Genomic DNA, 21,274 nt, shown 5'->3' on the forward strand with positions numbered 1-21,274 from the left:
AAAATGTTGTCAGAAAATGAAATAATTAAAAATCTAATCCATATTGAGTATATTTTCCTATTAATGAGAGTGATCGAATTCAATAATCTTTTATATTTTAATAGAATTCTATTAAAATTAAGTTTCTTTAGAGTCAATGTTCTCAAAAACGAATATTTTGTTCTTTAATCCTTGCGTTTTGGTCTAACACCTACTATAATCATAAGAAATTGTACTTTTTAAAGAACGGTAAGTATTTTATAAAAAACAAAGGGTGGGTGATCACATGAAGATTTTATTTGTTTCACCTAGATTTCCGTATCCTCCTAAAAAAGGAGATCAACTAAGGGCATATAACCAGATGAAAGGGCTAAAGGCTTTAGGTCATGAAGTCCATTTAATCTCCTTTGGAAATCAGCAACCTATTCCGAATGAAGTCCGCCAATTATGTAGTAAAGTGACGATTGTTCCATTTAGTAAACGTACAGCAGTAAGAAACATGTTCCTCGGTTTGTTTAAGAAATGGCCTTTGCAAACCTCCCTCTATTATTCTAATAAACTTCTTCAAATTTTGAGAAATGAAACGAGTAAAGAACAATATGATATCGTTCATCATCAACTAGTGCGCCTTTATCCATATCAGTCATCGATTAATCATGTCCCAAATGTATTAGACTTTGTTGATTCTATCTCTCTTAACCTCAAACGGTCTGCACAGCTTAAGATCTCGTTAATAAATCCAATTACTCGTTGGGAAGCTAAAAACGTACATAATATGGAAAAGGTAGCAAGTTCCCGTTATGACGGAGGTATCTTTATTTCGGATATTGACAAAAACAATGTTTCCTTAAATCGAGACACATTGACAACTATTGCAAATGGGGTCGATCTGGAGTACTTCTCTTACCAAAAACACCTAACTACTAAAAACAACATCGTATTCGTCGGGAATATGAGCTACTCACCTAACCGAGATGGTGTGAAATATTTTATTAAACACATTTTCCCTCTTATAAAAGAGAAGCTGGAAGACTTTACTTTTTACGTAGTAGGTAGAAACCCTACGCAAGACCTTATACGTCTCTGCGAAAAGCATAAAAACATTGTTTTAACTGGTGAAGTAGATGATGTAAGAAAATATCTATGGGATGCTAAACTATTTGTTTGCCCATTGAAAAGTGGTGCAGGATTGCAAAACAAAGTGCTGGAAGCTATGTCATGCGGCATCCCTGTCATTACTACTTCAATCGTCAGCGAACCTATTAAAGCAATAAATGATCAAAGTATTATTGTTAGAGATCGAGATGAAGAGTTTGCCGAAAAAATTGTTGATCTGCTCTCTGATTCAATGAAGTTAAATGATATACGAAGAGAAGCAAGAACATTTGTTGAGACCAACTACAAATGGGAGCAACTAAATCTTCAATTAATTGATTTTTACAATATGACCATTAGAAAGCACATTAGTAAGAAGAACTATACACCACAAAAAGAAGTAAAAGCTGAGGTGATAGGATGAAAGTGGTTCTTTTATCTGGAGGCTCGGGGAAACGGTTATGGCCACTATCGAATGATGCGCGATCCAAACAATTCCTAAAAGTACTGAAAGATAAGAATAATGTTAGCCAATCAATGATTCAGCGTGTTTGGAATCAATTAACGGAAGTTAATCTTGCTAATTCAACACTTATATCAACAAGTATGGCTCAAGTAGATTTGATTTTAAATCAGTTGCAACCAACGAATGGAATAATTGTTGAGCCTGAAAGACGGGATACTTTTCCAGCAGTTTGTTTAGCAGCCTCTTATCTTTATTCAGAATTAAATACAGATCCAGATGAAGTAGTTGTCGTTTTACCTGTCGATCCGTATGTGGAAAATGAATTTTTCAATAAAGTTAAGGAGCTTGAAACAGCTCTTCAACAATCAGAAACTCAAATCGCATTAATTGGTGTACAGCCGACGTACGCATCTGAAAAGTACGGGTATATTATCCCAAGTTATGAAGGTGATGATTTGTGGAATAAAGTACTTCATTTTAAGGAGAAACCAACCCAGGTCATAGCCGAGGAATTCATAAGTCAAGGTGGTCTTTGGAATTGTGGTGTTTTTGCTTTTCGGATTAGTTATATCCTTTCTTTGTTAAGGAAGATGGAGTTTCCTATCCAATATAAGAGTTTGCTAGAAAACTATTCTCTGTTACCAAAGGACAGCATGGATTATATGGTAATTGAGAAAGAGAAGAATGTAATTGTTCTTAAATATGATGGATATTGGAAGGATCTAGGGACATGGAATACGTTAACTGATGAAATGGATACAATTCAATTAGGAAAAGGGACCATGGATGATTCAGTAAATACTCACCTCATCAATGAACTGGATATTCCTATTACAGTAATTGGTGGCAGGAATCTCATTGTAGCAGCTAGTCCTGATGGAATTTTAGTAGCAGATAAAGAAAAAAGTCATAGGATTAAACATCTCAAACAAAGTGACCATCAAATACCTATGTATGAAGAGCGAAGATGGGGATGCTATAAAGTATTGGAACATAGAAAGATTGATGAAGAGCAAGAGGTACTTACAAAAAGGTTAGTGATTAACAAGGACAAGTATTTAAGTTATCATACTCACTTTTATAGGCATGAAGTATGGACTGTTATTAAAGGTGAGGGGGAATTTGTGTTAAACGGAGAAATTAATAGAGTCAGCGCGGGGGACATATTGAAAATTCCACCTAAAGCCAAACATAGTATAAAAGCAATAACGGATTTAGAAATTATTGAAATTCAAAGCGGTCCAAAATTATCGCGAGAAGATAAATTATGTGTATACACAAGCTGGGATGATCTTGAGAAGTTATTCCATAGCAATTCTATTGTTAAACCACCCAGAGATAGAGTGGCATTTTAACCATTAGTTTCATATCTTATAGTATCTGTTAAGCTTGTCTTTCCCTTAGGAATAGGCATGCATGAATAGAGTAACAAGCAGTAAAGCTTGTTATGAAAGGTATGATTTTAATGACAATTAATGTGGAGAATTTTAGTGGTGTAAATGATGCTGCAGCCGTTCAGTCTGCAATAGATTATGCCTTTTCACATAATAGTTTCAAAACTGTTTTGCTTTCAGATCGAGATTACTATATAACAGGTAAAATCGTCATTAAAGAAGGTATAAGACTACTATTTGGTTATGGAACACGGTTTGTAGTAAATGGTAACTTTAGAGTTTTGGAACTTCAAAAAAATGCATCGTTAGAAGGAGCTTATATTGCAATTGATGATGTAAACTTCAATTCGCCAGTAATATACTTGGATGGGAAATACAAATACTACAATACGTGGAATAAAACCTTGATTAAAGATATTAATATTGTAAACTGGAGCGGCAGTTATAAGGGAACAGGGTTACATCTATATTCTAACGGTACGGGTCACGAGATCTCATTTGTGAATTTTGAGAACATCAATATTGCTGGTCTAAATACAGCTGTACGTTTACAGAGCACAAAGCCAGCAACAGGGTATAGCTGGGTGAATGCGAACCGTTTTACGAATGTATCAATTGATGATTGTGTTCAAGGTATTGTGTTTAACTCGAGTGAAAGTATACCGAATGAATGTAGTGGAAACGTTTTTTCGAATTTGCAGATTCAGCCTTCTACCAAAACCGTTAAATTAGTCACTATATCTGGTCAGTACAATGAATTTAATGGCATGGCATGGGATTTATCCCTAGTGCGTAATAATACGTTAATAGAATTCACGTCACAAAGTTCGTATAACAAGATAAATATACGAAGCATCCCGACTTCACGTATTGTAGACAACGGAAAGTTTAACCTTAAGTAAATCGTTTGAAACTCCAATTACTTGGAGTTTTTAAGTGGGGGTTATGTATGTCCAGACCGGTTTTCGGATACCTCTTTCTTACAGCTCTAATCACCGCTGTATTGACGTTGATCCTTCAGCAGATGTACATCAAATCTACCAATATAGAAACACATGGTAATGATTTGAAAGATGATGCTATAGTCATCCAGCAAGCTATTAATAATAGTTTTAAGAATAAAGAGGGGCTAGTGAAGTTGACTGGCAACAAGAAATATGTGATTCGATCAGGGTTAGTGATCAAAGAAGGTGTAACGTTAGAACTTGGAAAAAATACTAAAATCCTAATCGATGGGAATTTTAGGGCTATACAGCTTGAAAAAAATGCCTCTATTATCAATGGAACCATAGAAGTGATTGATCCCAAATTCAATTCAGAAGTGGTTTTTATAGAGGGAAAGCATAAGTTTTGGTCATGGGAACGAACGGAAGTTACGAATGTTTCCATTATCAATTCTAGCGGATCTCATAAGGGGTCAGCTCTTTCCCTGTATGCAATGGGCGATAATAATTTTATCAGCTTTGTCAATTTTACAGATAATAAGGTGGCCGGGTTTGATAATGGCATCCAGATTGTCGTAGAGCCCAGTGATAACAAGAAAGGACAGAGTTGGATTAATGGAAACCGTTTTGTGAACATGACATTAGATGATTGTGTAAATTATATTGTTATAGACTCATCTGTTTCCATACCAAATGAAAGTTCTGGGAACCAGTTTACTGGATTGCAGATTCAACTGTCCCAAATTTCTCAAACGATAATTAAAGTGAGCGGATCTTACAATACGTTTCAAGGCATGGTTTGGGATCAACACCTGTTAAATACTCCGAATAAAGTTGTCCAATTTACTCAGGAATCTGCACATAACAAGCTAGACATGAACATTGAAAGATTTTCTATTATGGATAAAGGAAATCAAAATAGTTATACAGAATAATAAAGATAGTCCGTTCTTTAAAATGAACAAAACGCTAAACCTAATATTTTTTTTACTCATCAAGTTCATTATTTAGAACGACCACTTGAGGAGGTTAAGGATGGAACAGAGAATAGATCTGAAAAAATTCATTCGAATTTTAAAAAATAGAGCTATTACAATTATAGTAACCACCTTGTTTGTTACGGCTATTGCAGTAATAGTCTCCATGTATTTTGTAAAACCTTCATTTGAAGCGACGGAATATATTATTGTGGGTAAAGAACAAAATGAGAATAGCTATACGGAAAATCAAGAACTTATTCGGATTTTGGCGTCTGCCGTAGACTTAATAAAAAGCCCCATTGTTCTTAATGCTGTTAGTGCTGAACTAGGCAATCAAAATAGTCTTAAAGAGCTTGAAGAAAATATATCGGTTCAAAATAATAAAGATTCTCAAATTATTCATATTGTCATTAAGGAATCAAGTCCAGAAGTTGCAAAACAAATGGCATATGCAGTGGGAAATGTTTCCGTTCAAAAATTAAATGATCTGCTGAATGTAAAGAACCTAAAAATCGTAAGTGAATCAGAATCTGATATCTCAGTCAAACAAGTCGGTAATTCTCTGTCTAACATCGCTATTGGATTGTTTGTAGGATTATTCATGGGAATAGGTCTAGGAATGCTGAAGGAGTATTTTGATCATTCCATAAATGATCCTTCAGAGGTAGAAATGACCCTCGGTCTCCCAGTATTAGGGCATATTCATGTAAAAAAGAAAGAAAAATATTTATTTCAAAACAAATCTGTTCAACGAGGTGAGATAAGTGTTAAGGCGTAAAAAGAATTCAGTCATGAATTACAACCAAAGTACAGAAGAAGTTAGGATATTAAGAAGTAACATTGAAAAACAATTGGAAGATAGTCACTCTCAAATCGTGATGATTACTTCGCCAAAAGGACCATCTCATCACATCTATATCTCATCTCAACTAGCCATCTCTTTTGCAGAACAAGGAAAGAAAGTATTGTTAGTCGATGCAAATTTAAGAAATCCAACGTTGCATACTTATTTTAATATTTCAAATACAAAAGGTTTCTCTGATGTAGTTATGCAGGGTGAGAACGGATTTCTACACGCTCAAAATGATTATATAAGAGGTCTCTCCATTCTTACAGCCGGAAATCTATATGAAACGCCAGTTGACTTATGGGTTAGTAAAAAGATCGAACATGTAGTGAATAACTGGAAACAAAGGTTTGATTTCGTCTTATTTCATGCTCCTAGCTATTTGGAAATATCAGATGCTCAAGTTTTGGTCGACCAATGTGATGGGGTTTTGCTTGTTGTTCAGTCCGGTAAAACAAAAATAGAAGACGCTGTAGCAGCGAAAAAACAAATCAATCATTCTAAAAAACCAATACTCGGTGTAATCTATCAAACAGGGTAGAAAGGTGTAGGGCAATGAAAGAAGTGATACCTAATACAATATCTAAAAATATCTTTCATCTATTGTATAGTACAGCTGCAGCGAGCTTTCTGAATGCTTTGGTTCTTATCTACTTAGCTTCTTATCTGGAGGCTTTTCATTATGGGATGTTCAGTGTGGTTTTAGCTTCAGCAATGGTCATGGGGTATTTTACGGATGCAGGTCTAACGGAGATTGCAATAAGAGAAGGTTCAAAAGCAGAGGCTGATCGAGTTGCTATCTTATCTTCTTATCTTAAGGTGAGGGCGCTGCTTCTGCTTCTAACATTAGCAGGCGGTGCTTGTTATATTTCCTTTTTTTATAATGATAATCCTGAGTTAACAAAGTTGGCGTATTACTTATCGATTCCCATGGTAGTCGGGTTAGCTTTCCAAGGAATAGGTACCATGTTCTTTCAATTGGTTCAAAAGATGCAATACATCGGTTTTATTAAGATGTTTACAGCATTGTTGTTGATCTGCACCCTTGCAATGAGTATGTTTCTTTCTCTTACACCAGTAATTGTTTGTTTTTTGTATGGTTTCTCCTACTTTATAGCAGGGATATTTGCACTCGTATTGGTGGCGAGACATATTCCCTTTCGTCTTGATGTTCCTTTTTTACCAGGGTTCTTGAAAAATTTTACTTCTTTCATGTTAAGCGGTTTGTTATTCATCATAACTCCTCAATTAGGACCTATTATTCTAGAGAAAACACTAACATTAAAAGAAGTAGGACTGTTTGCGGTAGCCTATCGCATACCGCAAGCACTGCAGCAGTTACCACTAATTGTTGCTGGAGCTTATCGACCTGTTATGTTTACTCACTTTCATAGAAAGCGAATGGATCAGCATGTAGATTTAAATGTAACACTTATTAAACTGATGGCGATATGTGGAATGGTTATCACGATCCCTCTATTCTATTTATCAGATGAAATCATATTGTTCTTATTCGGCGAGAGCTGGCTGCTTTCTTCTCAAGCACTAAAGATATTGTCTCTCCTTTTATTGATTCAAGCTGTTGGAGTCGGTATAGCTGATGGTTTAACGACGAGGGGATTGCAGAAATTTCGAACGGGAATTCAATTATTTTCAGTTCTAACTGGGATTGCTGTCTATATCCTTTTTAGCAACACCTATGGAATAACAGGAGGAGCCTTAGCTGGTCTTTCTGTTGAGTTGATAGCTCTTATTGGTTATTATTTATTCCTTCCTCAAAAAAGAACGATAGCGTTAAAGTCCTTTGTACCTTATTTCCTTTACTTTGGTTTATTTCTGTATCTCTGTTCCTTGATTATGACTACATATTCATATCTTGCTGCAATCATTCATCTTATGAGTGTTGGATTTCTAGTAATTCTAGATAAAGAAATGAAGCGAAAGTTAGTGGGATTGTATGACATTGTACGTTCAAAATTAAAGGTGAGGGAGAGGGTGGAAGATGCAGTCCATAAATAAACGAGAGAACTTTCACCTTAGTTTGTTCTTACTGTTTCTGCTTGTGTTCTTAGGAAAATATAGTTTATATATTGGGTTTGCTTTGAAGCCATACATGATCTTTTTAGTTCTCTTTTATGTCATCCATCTATCGTGTATTCATTTCTATAAGCTTCAGTTATTCGAGTGTGCCATGCTTTTATTCTATATGGTCTATTGTTTATCTGGTGTATTTGCTCTATACAGCTCAATGAGTTTACGAATTGTATGTGGAATTGCCTTATACTTGTTCTGTTATTTTCTTATGAAAAGCTTAGTCAGCTCTTCAAACACATATTCTATTGAACGTTCAATCTCTTATGCAGGAATCGTGTTTAACTTAGGGTGCTTACTGTTATACGTACTAGGTTTAAAAAAGTTAAACTTTATTCTTCAGGGAGATGGAATCTATTCACTAGGTGTATTCATGGATCGTGAATATCCTCGTTTGATCGGTCTTGTAGCGGATCCTAATTACCTTGTATTTTATAACACACTTTTCTTCACTTACTTTCTTTGCAACCTTAACCATATACGAAACCGTATAGGAATGCTTTTATGCATCATAACGAGTGTTCTTTCTTTTTCAAGAGGAGGATTAGTAGCATTTATTGCTATTTTCATCTTGTATATTCTCATTTTGAATAACCCCATCAAGCAATTAAGATTATTGATTGGAACATTTATTGCTATTGCCGTTTCCTTTTATATTGCTATTACTTTTCTTAGCTTTGATATTTTTGGTGTGATTCAATCTCGAATGCAAGATTTTTCAAGTGATGGAGGTAGCGGCAGATTTGAACTGTGGGGAAGAGCGTGGGATTATTTTTTGAGTAGTCCATGGATTGGAGTAGGGGCATCGAACTTTCTTCCGTACAACCAATTTCAGTTCGGTGATTCTTTGCAGGTGCATAATACCTTTTTAGAGATATTATCAGAAACAGGAATCATAGGAGCATTTTGTTTTATGATATTCCTTCTTCTAACCATTTATCAATTATTTCAACATAGAGTTTATGAAAAAAAACCATATCTATTCTTAGCGTTTTTTGGTTTTTTATTGCAGATGATATCATTATCAATCATTATCAATGATTTATTTTTTATGTATTTAGCTGTTCTTTCTGTTTACTTTCATCAAGAAGAGAATAGGCAGAAAGAACAGGCAGAAGACAAATTTTTGAGTGATAGTTTACGAGGAGGTGTTAGTCTATGAATATCCTTTTAATGACTGATAAGTTAACAACAGGAGGAGCTGAAATTTATTTTTGTAAGCTGGAGAATAATTTACCTCAAGACAAAGTTACCGTGTATACAGCAGCGGGTTCTGGAGAGCTCTACAAGCACATAAAACACAAAGATCGATTTCTAGAACTGAGTAAATCCAATCATTTATTAAACTTATGGAGAATACGCAAACTCATCCGCAACAAAAAGATAGACATCATTCACGCTAACAGCTTAAGAGTAGTGCTGTTGCTGCTCTTCATTCGATTGACCATCCTTCAATCCTTTCAGTGCATATACACAAAGCATAATGTGACCATTCTTGAAAAACAGGCGCCCGATCTTTTTGTATTTCTTTTAAACAAATTCGTAACCAAAGTGATAACCGTCAGTCATTATGAAAGAAACCATTTAATTGAATTAGGCGTTCATAGACAAAACATAACAACCATCTATAATGGAGTGGACTTAGATCAATTTCAATATCAAAATAAACGATCTGAAATGGTGTTCAAAGTCGGAATTTTAGCAAGACTTTCTGAAGAAAAAAACCATACGCTATTTATAGATATTGCTAATCAATTAAAACAACATACCAAAATTGAATTTTATGCAGCCGGAGATGGGCCAGACTACCAAATCATTAAAGATAAAATAATCAAGGCGAACTTAGAACATAGAGTTACGTTGTTAGGAAATATAGATGAGCCTGAGAAGTTTATAAAAGAGATGGACGTTTTAGTATTAACTTCTAAGCGAGAGGTATTTCCGATGGTAGTGCTTGAAGCGATGGCTGTAGGAACACCTATGATTTCTATTGATAAAGGTGGGATAAAAGAAGCCATTATCAATAACGAAACAGGAATACTTATCTCTGAACATTCAGTAGATATGTACTGTACAAAAATAAGAGAGCTTCAACAGAATAAACAACTTCGTTTAAATCTTACACGAAGAGCACGACAAAAAGTGATGAATGAATTTTCTTTAAACAATATGGTTATGAAAACATTTGAAGAATACGGCAGGTATCATTTTTTTTAAGGATAAAATTCTTAATCAAGAACAACTTTATATGAATATTGAACGGATAGGATATATTTCTGAAAAAACATATAGGCGGGAGGCAGTATTATTGATAGAACCCTTGGACAGCACATTAAAAAATTAAGGTTATCAAAACGGTTTAGTATAACAAATTTAGCGTTTAAGGCAAGTATCTCAAAAGGGCACTTAAGTAATATTGAAAACCATGGCACCAGTCCATCGGTTCATGTATTGAATAAGCTAGCCTTTGCTCTTGAAATTCCGGTTGAATCCATTATTAGTTATTCTGATAACCAACTTGATCCAGAATGGGCAAACTTAATGATCCAAGCACAAAATATAGGAATTAGTAAAGAAGAAGTCAAATCCTTCTTAGCTTACGAATCATGGAAAATCTTTTTAAAGAAAGATGGATAGCTTTAATTCAGATACTCAAACTCTCCGAAAAATATTAAATATTAAGATAAAGGGTTCCAATTTTCTAAAAAATATTGTAAAATAATTTGAAAATTAGGTTTCGTTTTAGCGGAATTGGGGAAGGAGAGTATATTTGGAGATGAAACATAACACATCAGGGTTTGGATTTGCGTTTATCTTCTTAGCAGGACTTTTTGCATTGGGACTTTATCAAACAGTGATGGTATGGGGGAACATTAATTTGTTCTTTGAACGAATTATGGGACTAACTTCTACTTCATTTATTTCTTCCATACTTCTATTCTGGTCAATCACGAGTGCATTTTGGATTCTTAGCTTAAAAGTCTTAGATCTTGCACATAAGACAGAGCTATATAATGCGAAGAACGCAATCTTCGGAACGGTATTTTTGTTCTTCGCCATTCCATTTGGTATCTGTGCACAAGTGTATCACGCGCTTAATATCAATTCTGGCGTGACAACAATAACTACTGCACTGTTCATCATGACAATTGTATCGTTCATTATTGGATTTGTTTTCAAATTTAGAAAGACAGCCCGTTAATTAACCGTTTTAAGTAGCCATCGAATTCTCTTACGAATGAGATGGCTATTTTAGTGCGCAGAACCGGCATAAGAAATTCTTCACAGCCCTAACAAAAAAGAAAGAAAAGGAAAATTCGAAGTCTGATTTAATGACAGGTGACGAAATGCACAAATACCGCATTACAAAATACAATCCATTATTCCGGGATGCTGAAGGAAGTTTTACCCGCGATGATTGGACGAGCATAAGTGATATTGGAAAAATGTTTGATAATCAAGAACTAACAATAGAAATGTACAAAAAAACAGAGGACTCTTACATAAAAGCTGTACATCTAACAATGGATTTTTTAAATCTTCCCCATCTACATGCGAGAAATATTATCAAAAGTTTTCCGGATGATCAGTTTTTAGCACTAATAAATGACAATATCGAGTTGTACCCAAAAGACATGCTTCATTATTATTTTTCGAATGTAAACAAGACCGGAAAAATAACCTATGAGGATGTAAGTAAACATTGTAGATTACAACTAAGAGAGGACTTGGGCTCGGCGCTTTTTTATCCACGAAAATGTAAGCTTTTTATCGGGTATGATTATTTGATGAGCGTTCATTCGCACATACAATTGGATCCAATCTTTGAATCGATACAGAATTTAGGGCTATTTGTTGAAGAGTTCTAAATAAGGGGGAAATCTAACAATGAAATTTATAAAAAAATTGATGTTAAACCGTCCTGCTGAAAAGCGACTGGTCTATTTTTATAGCATGGTGGCGACCGATGAACAGGTTTGGCTATTGGAAAACAAGCATGGTGATCTGTTAGTTTCTGAAGGTGACGAAGATTATGAGTTTTTGTTACCTGTTTGGCCGAGTAGAAGTTTTGCTGAAATGGAAGCCGCAAATCTCAAGAAATCATATAAAGCGTTCAACATGCCGCTTTCTCAGTTTATAGATCACTTACTCGTTGATCTTGAAGAAGACGGTGGTGCAGCAGCTATTTTCCCGAATGAGAAAGACACGATGATACAAACGCGCAAAGAAATAATAGAAATGATCGATCAAATAAACGACTGATACGACTCGACTAACAAGATTAGAGGAGACTATTTATGAAAATTGATTACCAATTAACAGGTGCTGGATGGGCTGAGTGTGTTTTCATATTAAATGATAAAAAGTACACGTTCTGGCCAGGTTACTTAACAGATGCTCTAGGCGAAATTCTAGAGGCCCTATTGAACATCAATCCTATATATACAGAAGAATGCTATATAGAGGACGGGGCTAGTGCGAGATGGGATGCTGAGCCTCAAGAAACAGAATGGAGATTTAAGTACCTAGGTGAAGATCAAATGGAGATTGAACTCTACCATTATGAAGATGAAAGATGGAATCCCGAGATAGATTTAAAATTTCAGTGTTCGTATGATGAGTTTCTTAAAGCATGGGTTGATATAAGTGAACAGCTTCTTTTAGAATATGGAATCGTAGGATATAAAGAGATGTGGGTTCAATATGAATTTCCGTTAAGCAACTTCTTAAAATCTAAATATTATCTAGAACATCATACTGAGTTTCCAGTAGATACAAAAACGATTGACGAGATTACGATGATAAAGAGCAAGATCGAGATGGAAACGACTTATATAAGAGGAATCTAAAACCTAGATATGTATTTAGAGTCACCTGTGAAAAAATTGAACATAAAAGCAGGAAAGACTCACACTGTACGGGCTAAAGCGAAACTCAGTTATCGGTTGGATAACCGAGAAAGAATTGATACGGTGCTTTATGTAAAAGACAATATGGGTGCTGTCCGAGTAGAAGGAAATACTATTCAAGCCATCGCACCAGGAAACGCGCAAGTCTTTGTGAAGCATACGTTTGAAATGTTAGGTGAAGAGTGCAGTTTGGTGTCTGAACCGATTGAGGTAACGGTGAAATAAAAGATTCAAAAACAAAGACTGTATATATTACTTTGAAGAATCTCGATATTGGACCGAGTGAATGGTCCTCTTTCGGGATTTTTTTGTCTGTTTTAATGAGTTACAGATATCAAGCGTGTGAGAAATACATAACGCATAAAGTTCTTTGAATAGAACGAAATTTTCTTTAATAAAACGATAATTAATGAAAAACAAAGAAAAACTTTAAAAAATAGTACATTTGTATGTTAAAAAGAACAAATTCTACCATAAATGAAGGTTTTTAAACTAGTAAAATCGTTCTATAATAAAGTTGTAAATGTTCTTTAAAAAGAACAAAATGCAAGCTGAAGGAGGGACTCGAAATTAGAGTTAAGCGTCTTCGGAAATTCAGAAACAAGAATTGGTCTTATGTCTTATGTATGAAACTTGGACTTATCTTTTATTCTATGACGTTCTCTATTCTCTACCTTACAGGTTATACAAGTGCTTACTTTAATGATAATGAAAGTGTAACTGGAGTGATCCAAGCAGGAACTTGGTGGGATAAAAGCTCCCTAACATTTGTAACAATACAAAACCAAACGAAAAGCGATGCTCTTTGTACATCTATTGATATTACGATAAAGAATACTGGTGACGGAAATAGGATAGGACCTGTCCGGTACGAAGTATGGTGGGCTGAAACAGGAAACCCGAAAAATGGAATAAAGGTAAGTGAAGGAGAAGTTTCGGCGTTAAACAGTGGGGAAAGTGAAATCCTGTCACACAGGCCGGATAAAGAGGGCACCTATAAATTTAAAGCTTTTCAAAGTGATGGATATCCGGGTCAAGGTGAACTTTGGAGTGAAGATCTGAAGGTTAACTGTTCTGAATCAAAGCCTGAGGAAGAAAAGAAAGAAGATCATAACAGTTCTGAGCCTGAAGAAGAACAGCAACCATCAACAGGACAGGAATTAGAGGTACCTATTGAACCTACTACTCCTGAGGCTGAAGAAAACACCTCACAAGAGATTGCTGAAACAACTTCTGAAAATCAACAAAACGAAAACCAGACGGATGAGAATGTAGAAGGAAATCAGAGTGAAACAAAATCAGAAACTGAGCCAGTTAAGGAAAATGAAACACAAAAGGATGATTCAAAATGAAAATGGTAAAAGTGAAAGCTTGGATAAGCAATATTATCACTTGTCTATTATTTCTAACCTTGATTTCAACTGCTTTTGTCGTCATCTCCTCTAAAGCGTCTGGTGGAGAACCTACCGTGATGGGTTATCAGCTGAAAACCGTTCTTTCAGGATCGATGGAGCCTGGTATTAAAACAGGATCCATTATTGCTATTAAACCGGGTGGAGACGTGACACGTTTTAAAAAAGGTGACGTCATTACCTTCAAGGAGTCTGAAACAAAACTCATTACTCACCGCATCCAAGAAGTGAAAGGGAGCGGGGAGAATACGCAATACATTACAAAAGGCGATAACAATGATGCACCTGATATGACCCCAGTGCTCGCTGCTAATGTAGTAGGTGAGTACAACGGATTTACCATTCCTTATATCGGATATCTCTTAAGTACTGCTCAATCCAAGATGGGTTCTGCACTGCTTCTGATCTTACCAGGCGTGTTATTGCTTCTATACTCTGCTGTTACCATATGGAAAGCGATTAAAGAGATTGAAGTGAGCAAAGACACAACAACGACTTCCAACTAATGTGGTTGAACTGCCGTGAGAATTCTTAATACTTACGGTTTCAATATAAAAATGTACATACCCAAAAAGGGTGAAAGGGAGGAAGTTTGATATGAGTTTAAAGAAAAAGTTAGGTCTTGGGGTAGCATCAGCAGCACTAGGTTTGTCTTTAGTAGGTGGGGGGACTTATGCTTATTTTAGTGATACAGAAGTAACTAATAGTACATTCGCGACTGGTACTCTTAATTTGGTGGCAAATCCTACAACGATAATCAATATCAGTAATCTTAAACCGGGAGATACAATGCTACGTTCCTTTAAACTTGAAAACCAAGGAACGTTAAATATTAAAAATGTATTGCTAAATACTAATTATACTTTAAGTGATCCGGGCAACGATTTAGGTGAACACATCAGAGTGAACTTCTTAGTTAATAATGACAAGTTAGATGCTCCGATATATTCTACTACTCTTTCTGCTTTGAAAAAAATGAGTCCAGAAGCTGTAGAAAATACATTTGATTATAACTTTTGGAGTGAATACAAAAATTTTGGAACAAACGGCTTAGTTGCTGGATCTAGCGATACAATGTGGGTAGAGTTTGAGTTTGTAGACAATGGAAAAGATCAAAACCAATTGCAAGGAGACTCGTTAAATCTAGAGTGGAAATTCACTGCAAATCAGACTAAAGGAGAAAAGAAATAGACTTGATATCTGTAAGGTGGGAAACAATATTCCCACCCCCATTAAAAAGAACCTCTGACTGATCTTCAATAGTTAAGTGGAAAATGTTAAAAAGTTTCGTAGATCCTGATTTCATACGTGCTTGTATGTTATAAGAAAAGTCCTGATTGCCGTTATTTTGGATCGTGAGAACACGAGGAGCCCAATCGCCTGGTTTAAAGTTATCGATGTCAAAAAGAACCTTTTGAGGCAGAGCATCTATTTTAATTTCGGGTGTTGTTGAATCAGCTCCCGTGTTGCCGATGGGAATAAAGACGGCAGCGACTAAGAGGATGCAGGTATAGATTAATAGTAATTTAAATTTGTTTGAGTTAAGTAATTTCATAAGTTTACCTCTCAATCATTATTCTTAGAGGTACTTCTTATTGTGAAAAAGACTAAAGGACTTTAAAGGACTCGAACGGCGTTCGCTAGCTGCTTTTTCTGAAGAGAAGCTAACTGTAACGGTTGAATTTCCTTATGTCTCTGGTAACGAATTTCAAGGGCTTGATACCGAAGTTGAATTTGTCCTTTATGCAGAAGGAGAGAGCGAGCCACCTCCCACAGATCCGGATAATCCTGGAGGGGATGATGGTGAAAGTGAAACACCTGGACATAATGGCGGATCTCCTAATAAACCTACAGGCACCTTACCTCAAACTGGAGAAGACAATCCGTTGTTTTTAATTTTAACAGGGCTGTTCCTTTCAATGACAGGTATTGCGTTATTACTCGTTAAGAATGCGATTCTTCAAAACCCTTTTAAACGATAAAGCTATACTGCTTATAAAATAGCTAGCTGTTGGATGTGCGACTCAGACTGAGTGCATTTATCCTAATAGCTGGCTTTTTTATTTCTCCCAATTGTTGTGATGACTTACTAGCAAAATCAAAAACCTCAGCTCTAATGAGCCGAGGTTCTTTTTAAACGATTATTTACTGATCTTAATCAATCCAGCAGAGTTATCAGATGCTTCTCCTAGGATCGTGAATTTTAGACCGTATTTAGGAAGAACTTTACCAGCGTCGTTAATTACACCATCTAACTCACTTCCGTTATAGTCTGTGTTATCAATGTACGTAACAGAGTCGTTAAATACTGGAACTCCTTTTTCGCCTTTGTAATCAAAGATTCCACGGCTAGGTGAATCAATGTACCAGCTTGGAGACTTATCAAATGAGAAGGCTGCATCTGCAATTTGATAACGAGTAGAGTCTTCAACAGTTGGTTTGCCATCCTTCATACCTACGATTGCTTGAGGATGAGAATCAACTACACCGATGAATCCTTCTCCAGGATGATCTCCAACCCAGTTGTCGCTGAAGCTGTCATCACCGTACCATACAAGCATACCTGTGTTGTATTTAACACCACGGCTAGATTGTAATGCTTTATCTGATCCTTCTGTGTTTCTCCACTCGATATAATAGTAGTGGTCTGCATAAGAAACGCCATTTGATACAGTAAAGTCATTTAGTTTGAACTTTGCTGCTCCTTCTGCGTCATCAGAGAAGACAACTGCTCCGTCAGCAGTAAGTTGAGCGTTATCAAGAGCGAATCCTTCAGGCGCAAGTCCACCATCTGTTGAATAATCAAAGACAAGTTTTACTTTTTGCCCTGCAAATTCACTTAGGTCATAAGATTTATCAACCCAATTACCCTCAGTGGTGTACAGCTCTTTTTGTGCATTTGTTGCTGTCCAACCAAGTCTCTCGATTTCTTTAAGTGTTTTGCCGTCTTCTGTTTGTACATATACAGATAACTTATCGTATTCTCCTGCATTTTCGATTTCATAGTTTGCTTTGTACGAGAATGTTGCTGATGTTTTTCCAGTAAGATCGAATACTGGTGACTCCATACTAGTGTGCAGGTTATCACCTTTTGTACTGTAGTAGTACTTCGATCCAAATGCAGGCTGTATTTTGCTAGGCACTTCTTTTTGTGGAAGATTTACTTTTACAATGCCTGGATTCTTAGATTTCGTAACCGATTGATCGATTTTCACTAAGCTTCCAGCTGAAGTAATATCCTTCACATCAATTTCAGTAATGTTTGCCCAGTTACCGCCCATCACTTTTTGGAAATATTCTTTGTTTTGTGGAGAGAAGCTTGTAGGTTCTGTACCTGCAATTTTCCCATTCCAGCTTCCGCCACTCATGATGGACCAAGATGCGACTGGTTCTCCATCTCCTGTGTACTGTGTATCGTACTCATCTGGAAGACCGAGATCATGTCCGAATTCGTGAGCGAATACGCCGACCGCACCATCTTCAGGTTCAATCGTGTAATCGTAAGCTCCCATCTTACCGCTCCATGGCCCAGTAGAACCAGGAACCCCGTACACTCCACCTAGCGTCCAACGGTGAGACCAGATCGCGTCAGCTCCTAAGCGTCCGCCGCCTGCTTCTTGACCTACACCTGCATGGATAACCATTAAGTGGTCAACGATTCCATCCGGTTCGTTTGTATTGCCGTCTCCGTCAAGGTCATAAATATCAAGTTCGTCAAAATCAGATAAATTTATTCCGTTTGCAACGGCAGCATTTAGTGCATCAGCTACAAAGTTACGAGGCCCCTTAGGATTTAAGTTGTCGTGACCACCTGCAGGGTTATCATCGCCGTACTCTTTGGCTGTACCAGGAACAGTCAGCCAATTTGACACGTATCCGTCCACTGTATAGCTGCCGCCTGATTGTTCTTCGTAATATTGCTTGAATGTTTTAACTTTAGAGCCATCATGTAACTTGAAATCCTTGTCGCCGAAAAGCATTTTTTGATAATGCTCTCGGTTGAAGTCTTTTGAATACATGTACCCTTCTACTTCGTCAATATTATTATGTTTAAAGTCCGAAAACTCAGCTAAAAGTACAAGGACTTTATCTTCACGAACCCCGCCTTTATACTTTGCTGGTTTCGCTGGTTCAACATCTAGAAAGCCGCTTCCGGATGTTGAATTATGTGATTTATTTAGCTTTTTAGAGAGTTTTTCCTTTTGGTTGTTTAAGAATTCCTTTGATTGATTGGATATATCTTTTGCCTTTTGATCTTTGATTTCTGGTGAAGGTGCTGTTCCTTTTTTACTTTTAAGTTCAATGTACCTTTTTACCGCTTTTTCTGTTTCTGTTTTGGAAGCATTCTTTGCAATGATTCCTTGATCTTTAAGAGCCTGTGCCAAGCGGTCTTGATCGACTAGGTGCATATCAATTGGTGCGGATTCTAGGATGGCTGTTGATTTTGAATAGGAACTTTCAAGTGGCATTGCTTTACTTGTCGTAAAAGCAGACGGTGCTAGTAGACTCATAGAGATCCCTGTAAGCATTAAAGAAGTGCCGAGCTTTTTACTCCATTTCCCCATTTCTTCTCCTCCTGTTTTTCCATTTTATTAAGAACCGTACATAACAAAAAAGTAGGAACATCATCTCCTTATGTAAGTTCAATATATAGAACAAATAGTTCTATAATTAGAATAATACGAAAATAGTAAACTTTTGTAAAGTTAATTTATTCGTTTTATATAAAAAGTTATTTTGTACGGTATATAGAACGTTAAGTGGCAATGTTCTTTATAAAATTACAGCGTGGTATTTCTTACTTTTATCAAATATTTATAGGAAAGAAATAAATAAAAGTGTTTTTGTAGGAATTTGTCGACAAAATATAGAACAAATTGTTCTTTATATAGGTTGACAGAGCATTGAGTGTGGTGTAAATTGATAGTCATAAAGTGCTTTATAAAGAACAAAGGGTGTGTTGAGATGCACAAGTCCATATTGAAAATTGGATCATTCACATTTGTTATCTGCATATTTATCAGTATTTGTTCACTTCTTTATATGAGCTATCAAGCTAGTAAAAATCCAGACGATGTTCCCTCTCTTTTAGGCTATAAATCTTTTACCGTTCTCTCAAATAGTATGCAGCCCGCATTTTCAGCAGGAGATATGGTTTTTGTAAAAGACAAACCAACAGCTGAGATTGCTGTAGATGATGTTATAACCTTTAAAGCGGAAGGACGAAAATTAATCACACATAGAGTAGTGGGTGTATCAGAACAAGGATTCATTACAAAAGGTGATAGCAACAACGTAAAAGATGCAGCGATTGTTAAGCCAGAAGATGTTGTAGGTACACAAGCTTTCACGATACCGAAAGCGGGATATGTATCAAAGTTCGTCAGCAGCCCAATAGGCATAACACTTCTTATATTAATACCGTTACTTGGTTACTTGCTTTTAGAAATACATGATTGGATCACCAGATTTCTTAACAGAAAAGAAAAAGCAGTATGAGCAATGCTTATTCCTTTTAGGAGGTGGGGCTATTCAATAGGTTGATAGGGGAAAGCTACATAGTTCCATATGAAAAAAACAAAATAAATTAATTGGAGGCAATTTAAATGAAAAAAGCAAAAAAAGCGTTACTAGGAACAGCACTAGCTGGAGCATTGGTTGTATCTGCAGGATTTGGAACGTATTCATGGTTTACGGATGTAAAAACAGCAAATAGTGAAATTGATAACGGAACACTTACTTTAGGAATGGATACACAATTATTCACACATGAAAAATTTGCTCCTTCGCAAGTTTTAGTAAGTGATTTCAAAAAGATTGAAAACACAGGTAGCTTGGATCAAATCTTACGAGCATCTTACACGCATTCAGTAGATAAAGCTTCTGCTAAAAAGTACAAAGTAGCGTACTTAGCGATTAAGTATGCTGAAAGACCTGATGAAACAGTATTAAAAGGTATGGCAACTGAATATGAAAAAGGGTTTAAAAAGGGTGTAGATAACCCAGTTATGCCGAGTGGAAAGTCAAAACAAGCAGTAGGCTATGAGGTAGAAGGCGGATTAGTATCTGCAGATGAAGCAAGCGCTATGAAAATGCAAGCTGCTAATCAAGAGAAAACATTCAAATTCGGTAAAGACGGTTTCTGGAAGCTAAAAGATAACCAAAATATTGAAATCATGTTCTTTGTAAAACTTCTTGATAGTGCTGGAAATGAGTATCAAGGAGCACAATATAACGGGGAATTCAAAGTGGAAGCGAAACAAACAGATGAGGGAGCAGATTTTGGTCCAGCTGCGAACACAGACGTTTCACCAACAACAGCAGAATAAATGAAAGAAGCGGGCAGTCGATTTTGTCGGCTGCTCTTTTTCTAATTAGGTAAATTGTAGTTTGGAGGTGTATGAGTGGTACCGAAAAGGAAGCTAATCAAGAAAAAACATATCTTGCTGAGTTTGATTCTCTTTTTCTATGTTTCTATTTTAATCATACCGAAATACGATACGTTTGCATGGTTTACAGCCGAATCCTTTGCTGAAGGAAAAATAACAAACGCCAATACATCCGACTTATTAAATATTGATGTTAGTGAAGTACAGTATCAAAAGAATTGCAAAGTAAAAACGAGTGTAACCATTACGAATATCTCCAATATAGAAATTCCCGTGTCATTAGATCTAATAAGTAAAGAAAATCAATCAAAATCAAAATGGTTACAACCTGGCGAAGCGTTTAGTAGCGGCACAAACGTTACTGATCCTTCGTGTGATGCGAGTCAAGTGATGTATCACTTGTATGCATTCGAAGGATATGTAGATGAAAAAATTGTGGTTCCATTAAGTCCAGAAAAGATGATTAAGCCTGTGGAGCCTAAGAAGGAGGATACTAACGATGAAAGTAAGAAAGAGCCAGAAGTAGAAAAAGAAGAGCCTCAAATACCTGAAATAGAAGAGCCACCTCAACAAGATCCAGCACCTGAAGAAGAAGTACCAACAGATCCAACACCACAACCAGAAGAAAATCCAGACACAACCAATCCAGATGATGACCAAGCTGACACGCCAATTCCTGCTCCACAACCAGAACAGTCAGACCAAGAAGGTAAAAAGGACGTTAAAACAGATGCTTAAACAAACTCATGACGTTCAAAACCTATTGA

General features: G+C 36.2%; 23 protein-coding genes and 1 pseudogene. 22 read left to right on the forward strand and 2 right to left on the reverse strand.

The window, feature by feature from the left end:
- The first annotated feature begins 265 nt into the window (after nt 1–265).
- From FS458_RS02065 to FS458_RS02150, 18 genes are all read left to right on the forward strand, one after another.
- Nucleotides 266–1,498, forward strand: a complete 1,233-nt coding sequence (locus FS458_RS02065; protein WP_144697302.1) for a glycosyltransferase — start codon at nt 266–268, stop codon at nt 1,496–1,498.
- Complete coding sequence (locus FS458_RS02070) at nt 1,495–2,895, forward strand: sugar phosphate nucleotidyltransferase (RefSeq protein WP_144697305.1); 1,401 nt, start codon at nt 1,495–1,497, stop codon at nt 2,893–2,895. Before FS458_RS02065 ends, FS458_RS02070 begins: the two co-directional genes overlap by 4 nt.
- Nucleotides 2,896–2,987: 92 nt before the next feature.
- Nucleotides 2,988–3,836, forward strand: coding sequence for a hypothetical protein (locus FS458_RS02075; RefSeq protein WP_144697309.1), 849 nt, complete (start codon nt 2,988–2,990; stop codon nt 3,834–3,836).
- A gap of 47 nt (nt 3,837–3,883) precedes the next feature.
- Nucleotides 3,884–4,813: a hypothetical protein gene (locus tag FS458_RS02080; RefSeq protein WP_144697312.1), complete on the forward strand. Its 930-nt coding sequence runs from the start codon at nt 3,884–3,886 to the stop codon at nt 4,811–4,813.
- A 100-nt stretch (nt 4,814–4,913) separates the two neighbouring features.
- Nucleotides 4,914–5,636 (forward strand): YveK family protein, encoded by a 723-nt coding sequence (locus FS458_RS02085; RefSeq protein WP_144697315.1) that lies wholly within the window; start codon nt 4,914–4,916, stop codon nt 5,634–5,636.
- On the forward strand, nt 5,623–6,246 hold the full coding sequence (locus tag FS458_RS02090) for a CpsD/CapB family tyrosine-protein kinase (protein ID WP_144697318.1): 624 nt from the start codon (nt 5,623–5,625) through the stop codon (nt 6,244–6,246). The genes FS458_RS02085 and FS458_RS02090 overlap by 14 nt, the downstream gene beginning before the upstream one ends.
- 14 nt (nt 6,247–6,260) lie before the next feature.
- Nucleotides 6,261–7,724 (forward strand): oligosaccharide flippase family protein, encoded by a 1,464-nt coding sequence (locus FS458_RS02095; protein WP_144697321.1) that lies wholly within the window; start codon nt 6,261–6,263, stop codon nt 7,722–7,724.
- Complete coding sequence (locus tag FS458_RS02100) at nt 7,708–8,958, forward strand: O-antigen ligase family protein (RefSeq protein WP_144697324.1); 1,251 nt, start codon at nt 7,708–7,710, stop codon at nt 8,956–8,958. Before FS458_RS02095 ends, FS458_RS02100 begins: the two co-directional genes overlap by 17 nt.
- Nucleotides 8,955–10,013 (forward strand): glycosyltransferase family 4 protein, encoded by a 1,059-nt coding sequence (locus FS458_RS02105; RefSeq protein WP_144697326.1) that lies wholly within the window; start codon nt 8,955–8,957, stop codon nt 10,011–10,013. Before FS458_RS02100 ends, FS458_RS02105 begins: the two co-directional genes overlap by 4 nt.
- Before the next feature lie 114 nt (nt 10,014–10,127).
- Entirely contained in the window at nt 10,128–10,433 is a 306-nt protein-coding gene (locus FS458_RS02110) for a helix-turn-helix domain-containing protein (protein WP_260858741.1), read from the forward strand.
- Between the two features lie 133 nt (nt 10,434–10,566).
- Entirely contained in the window at nt 10,567–10,998 is a 432-nt protein-coding gene (locus FS458_RS02115; RefSeq protein ID WP_144697332.1) for a hypothetical protein, read from the forward strand.
- Nucleotides 10,999–11,143: 145 nt separating this feature from the next.
- A complete protein-coding gene (locus tag FS458_RS02120) occupies nt 11,144–11,665 on the forward strand; it encodes a hypothetical protein (protein ID WP_186320415.1) in 522 nt (173 codons plus the stop codon).
- A 19-nt stretch (nt 11,666–11,684) separates the two neighbouring features.
- A complete protein-coding gene (locus tag FS458_RS02125; protein WP_144697338.1) occupies nt 11,685–12,059 on the forward strand; it encodes a DUF2750 domain-containing protein in 375 nt (124 codons plus the stop codon).
- A gap of 35 nt (nt 12,060–12,094) precedes the next feature.
- On the forward strand, nt 12,095–12,646 hold the full coding sequence (locus FS458_RS02130; RefSeq protein ID WP_144697341.1) for a hypothetical protein: 552 nt from the start codon (nt 12,095–12,097) through the stop codon (nt 12,644–12,646).
- Nucleotides 12,647–12,673: 27 nt separating this feature from the next.
- A complete protein-coding gene (locus tag FS458_RS02135) occupies nt 12,674–12,931 on the forward strand; it encodes a hypothetical protein (protein WP_144697344.1) in 258 nt (85 codons plus the stop codon).
- Between the two features lie 344 nt (nt 12,932–13,275).
- Entirely contained in the window at nt 13,276–14,058 is a 783-nt protein-coding gene (gene tapA / locus FS458_RS02140; RefSeq protein WP_260858743.1) for an amyloid fiber anchoring/assembly protein TapA, read from the forward strand.
- A gap of 2 nt (nt 14,059–14,060) precedes the next feature.
- On the forward strand, nt 14,061–14,624 hold the full coding sequence (gene sipW / locus FS458_RS02145) for a signal peptidase I SipW (RefSeq protein ID WP_391503401.1): 564 nt from the start codon (nt 14,061–14,063) through the stop codon (nt 14,622–14,624).
- Nucleotides 14,625–14,715: 91 nt separating this feature from the next.
- Nucleotides 14,716–15,309 (forward strand): CalY family protein, encoded by a 594-nt coding sequence (locus FS458_RS02150; RefSeq protein ID WP_144697353.1) that lies wholly within the window; start codon nt 14,716–14,718, stop codon nt 15,307–15,309.
- On the opposite strand, the gene FS458_RS02155 is transcribed toward FS458_RS02150, so the two are convergent.
- Complete coding sequence (locus FS458_RS02155) at nt 15,290–15,673, reverse strand: hypothetical protein (RefSeq protein WP_144697356.1); 384 nt, start codon at nt 15,671–15,673, stop codon at nt 15,290–15,292. The genes FS458_RS02150 and FS458_RS02155 overlap by 20 nt on opposite strands.
- A 295-nt stretch (nt 15,674–15,968) precedes the next feature.
- Here FS458_RS02155 and FS458_RS21235 point away from each other — a divergent pair.
- Nucleotides 15,969–16,100 (forward strand): annotated as a pseudogene (locus FS458_RS21235) (LPXTG cell wall anchor domain-containing protein); the annotation flags it as partial.
- A gap of 159 nt (nt 16,101–16,259) precedes the next feature.
- Here FS458_RS21235 and FS458_RS02165 read toward each other — a convergent pair.
- Nucleotides 16,260–18,629, reverse strand: coding sequence for an immune inhibitor A (locus FS458_RS02165; protein ID WP_260858744.1), 2,370 nt, complete (start codon nt 18,627–18,629; stop codon nt 16,260–16,262).
- Nucleotides 18,630–19,083: 454 nt separating this feature from the next.
- Here FS458_RS02165 and FS458_RS02170 point away from each other — a divergent pair, with 454 nt between their 5' ends.
- The 3 genes from FS458_RS02170 to FS458_RS02180 all read left to right on the forward strand — a co-directional run bounded on the left by FS458_RS02170 (nt 19,084) and on the right by FS458_RS02180 (nt 21,245).
- Nucleotides 19,084–19,617: a signal peptidase I gene (locus FS458_RS02170; protein WP_144697363.1), complete on the forward strand. Its 534-nt coding sequence runs from the start codon at nt 19,084–19,086 to the stop codon at nt 19,615–19,617.
- 107 nt (nt 19,618–19,724) lie between these two features.
- Nucleotides 19,725–20,447 (forward strand): TasA family protein, encoded by a 723-nt coding sequence (locus FS458_RS02175; RefSeq protein WP_144697366.1) that lies wholly within the window; start codon nt 19,725–19,727, stop codon nt 20,445–20,447.
- Nucleotides 20,448–20,522: 75 nt separating this feature from the next.
- Complete coding sequence (locus FS458_RS02180; protein ID WP_144697369.1) at nt 20,523–21,245, forward strand: hypothetical protein; 723 nt, start codon at nt 20,523–20,525, stop codon at nt 21,243–21,245.
- Nucleotides 21,246–21,274 lie beyond the last annotated feature (29 nt).

It is taken from the genome of Fictibacillus phosphorivorans (assembly GCF_007673525.1).
Taxonomy (GTDB): Bacteria; Bacillota; Bacilli; order Bacillales; family Fictibacillaceae; genus Fictibacillus; species Fictibacillus phosphorivorans_C.

What these genes read in the sequence shown, in the direction of transcription:
- FS458_RS02065 (WP_144697302.1), top strand. Translation starts at nt 266, where the DNA reads ATGAAGATTTTATTTGTTTCACCTAGATTTCCGTATCCTCCTAAAAAA.
- FS458_RS02070 (WP_144697305.1), top strand. Translation starts at nt 1,495, where the DNA reads ATGAAAGTGGTTCTTTTATCTGGAGGCTCGGGGAAACGGTTATGGCCA.
- FS458_RS02075 (WP_144697309.1), top strand. Translation starts at nt 2,988, where the DNA reads ATGAAAGGTATGATTTTAATGACAATTAATGTGGAGAATTTTAGTGGT.
- FS458_RS02080 (WP_144697312.1), top strand. Translation starts at nt 3,884, where the DNA reads ATGTCCAGACCGGTTTTCGGATACCTCTTTCTTACAGCTCTAATCACC.
- FS458_RS02085 (WP_144697315.1), top strand. Translation starts at nt 4,914, where the DNA reads ATGGAACAGAGAATAGATCTGAAAAAATTCATTCGAATTTTAAAAAAT.
- FS458_RS02095 (WP_144697321.1), top strand. Translation starts at nt 6,261, where the DNA reads ATGAAAGAAGTGATACCTAATACAATATCTAAAAATATCTTTCATCTA.
- FS458_RS02100 (WP_144697324.1), top strand. Translation starts at nt 7,708, where the DNA reads ATGCAGTCCATAAATAAACGAGAGAACTTTCACCTTAGTTTGTTCTTA.
- FS458_RS02105 (WP_144697326.1), top strand. Translation starts at nt 8,955, where the DNA reads ATGAATATCCTTTTAATGACTGATAAGTTAACAACAGGAGGAGCTGAA.
- FS458_RS02120 (WP_186320415.1), top strand. Translation starts at nt 11,144, where the DNA reads ATGCACAAATACCGCATTACAAAATACAATCCATTATTCCGGGATGCT.
- FS458_RS02125 (WP_144697338.1), top strand. Translation starts at nt 11,685, where the DNA reads ATGAAATTTATAAAAAAATTGATGTTAAACCGTCCTGCTGAAAAGCGA.
- FS458_RS02130 (WP_144697341.1), top strand. Translation starts at nt 12,095, where the DNA reads ATGAAAATTGATTACCAATTAACAGGTGCTGGATGGGCTGAGTGTGTT.
- sipW (WP_391503401.1), top strand. Translation starts at nt 14,061, where the DNA reads ATGGTAAAAGTGAAAGCTTGGATAAGCAATATTATCACTTGTCTATTA.
- FS458_RS02150 (WP_144697353.1), top strand. Translation starts at nt 14,716, where the DNA reads ATGAGTTTAAAGAAAAAGTTAGGTCTTGGGGTAGCATCAGCAGCACTA.
- FS458_RS02155 (WP_144697356.1), bottom strand. Translation starts at nt 15,673, where the DNA reads ATGAAATTACTTAACTCAAACAAATTTAAATTACTATTAATCTATACC.
- FS458_RS02165 (WP_260858744.1), bottom strand. Translation starts at nt 18,629, where the DNA reads ATGAGTCTACTAGCACCGTCTGCTTTTACGACAAGTAAAGCAATGCCA.
- FS458_RS02170 (WP_144697363.1), top strand. Translation starts at nt 19,084, where the DNA reads ATGCACAAGTCCATATTGAAAATTGGATCATTCACATTTGTTATCTGC.
- FS458_RS02175 (WP_144697366.1), top strand. Translation starts at nt 19,725, where the DNA reads ATGAAAAAAGCAAAAAAAGCGTTACTAGGAACAGCACTAGCTGGAGCA.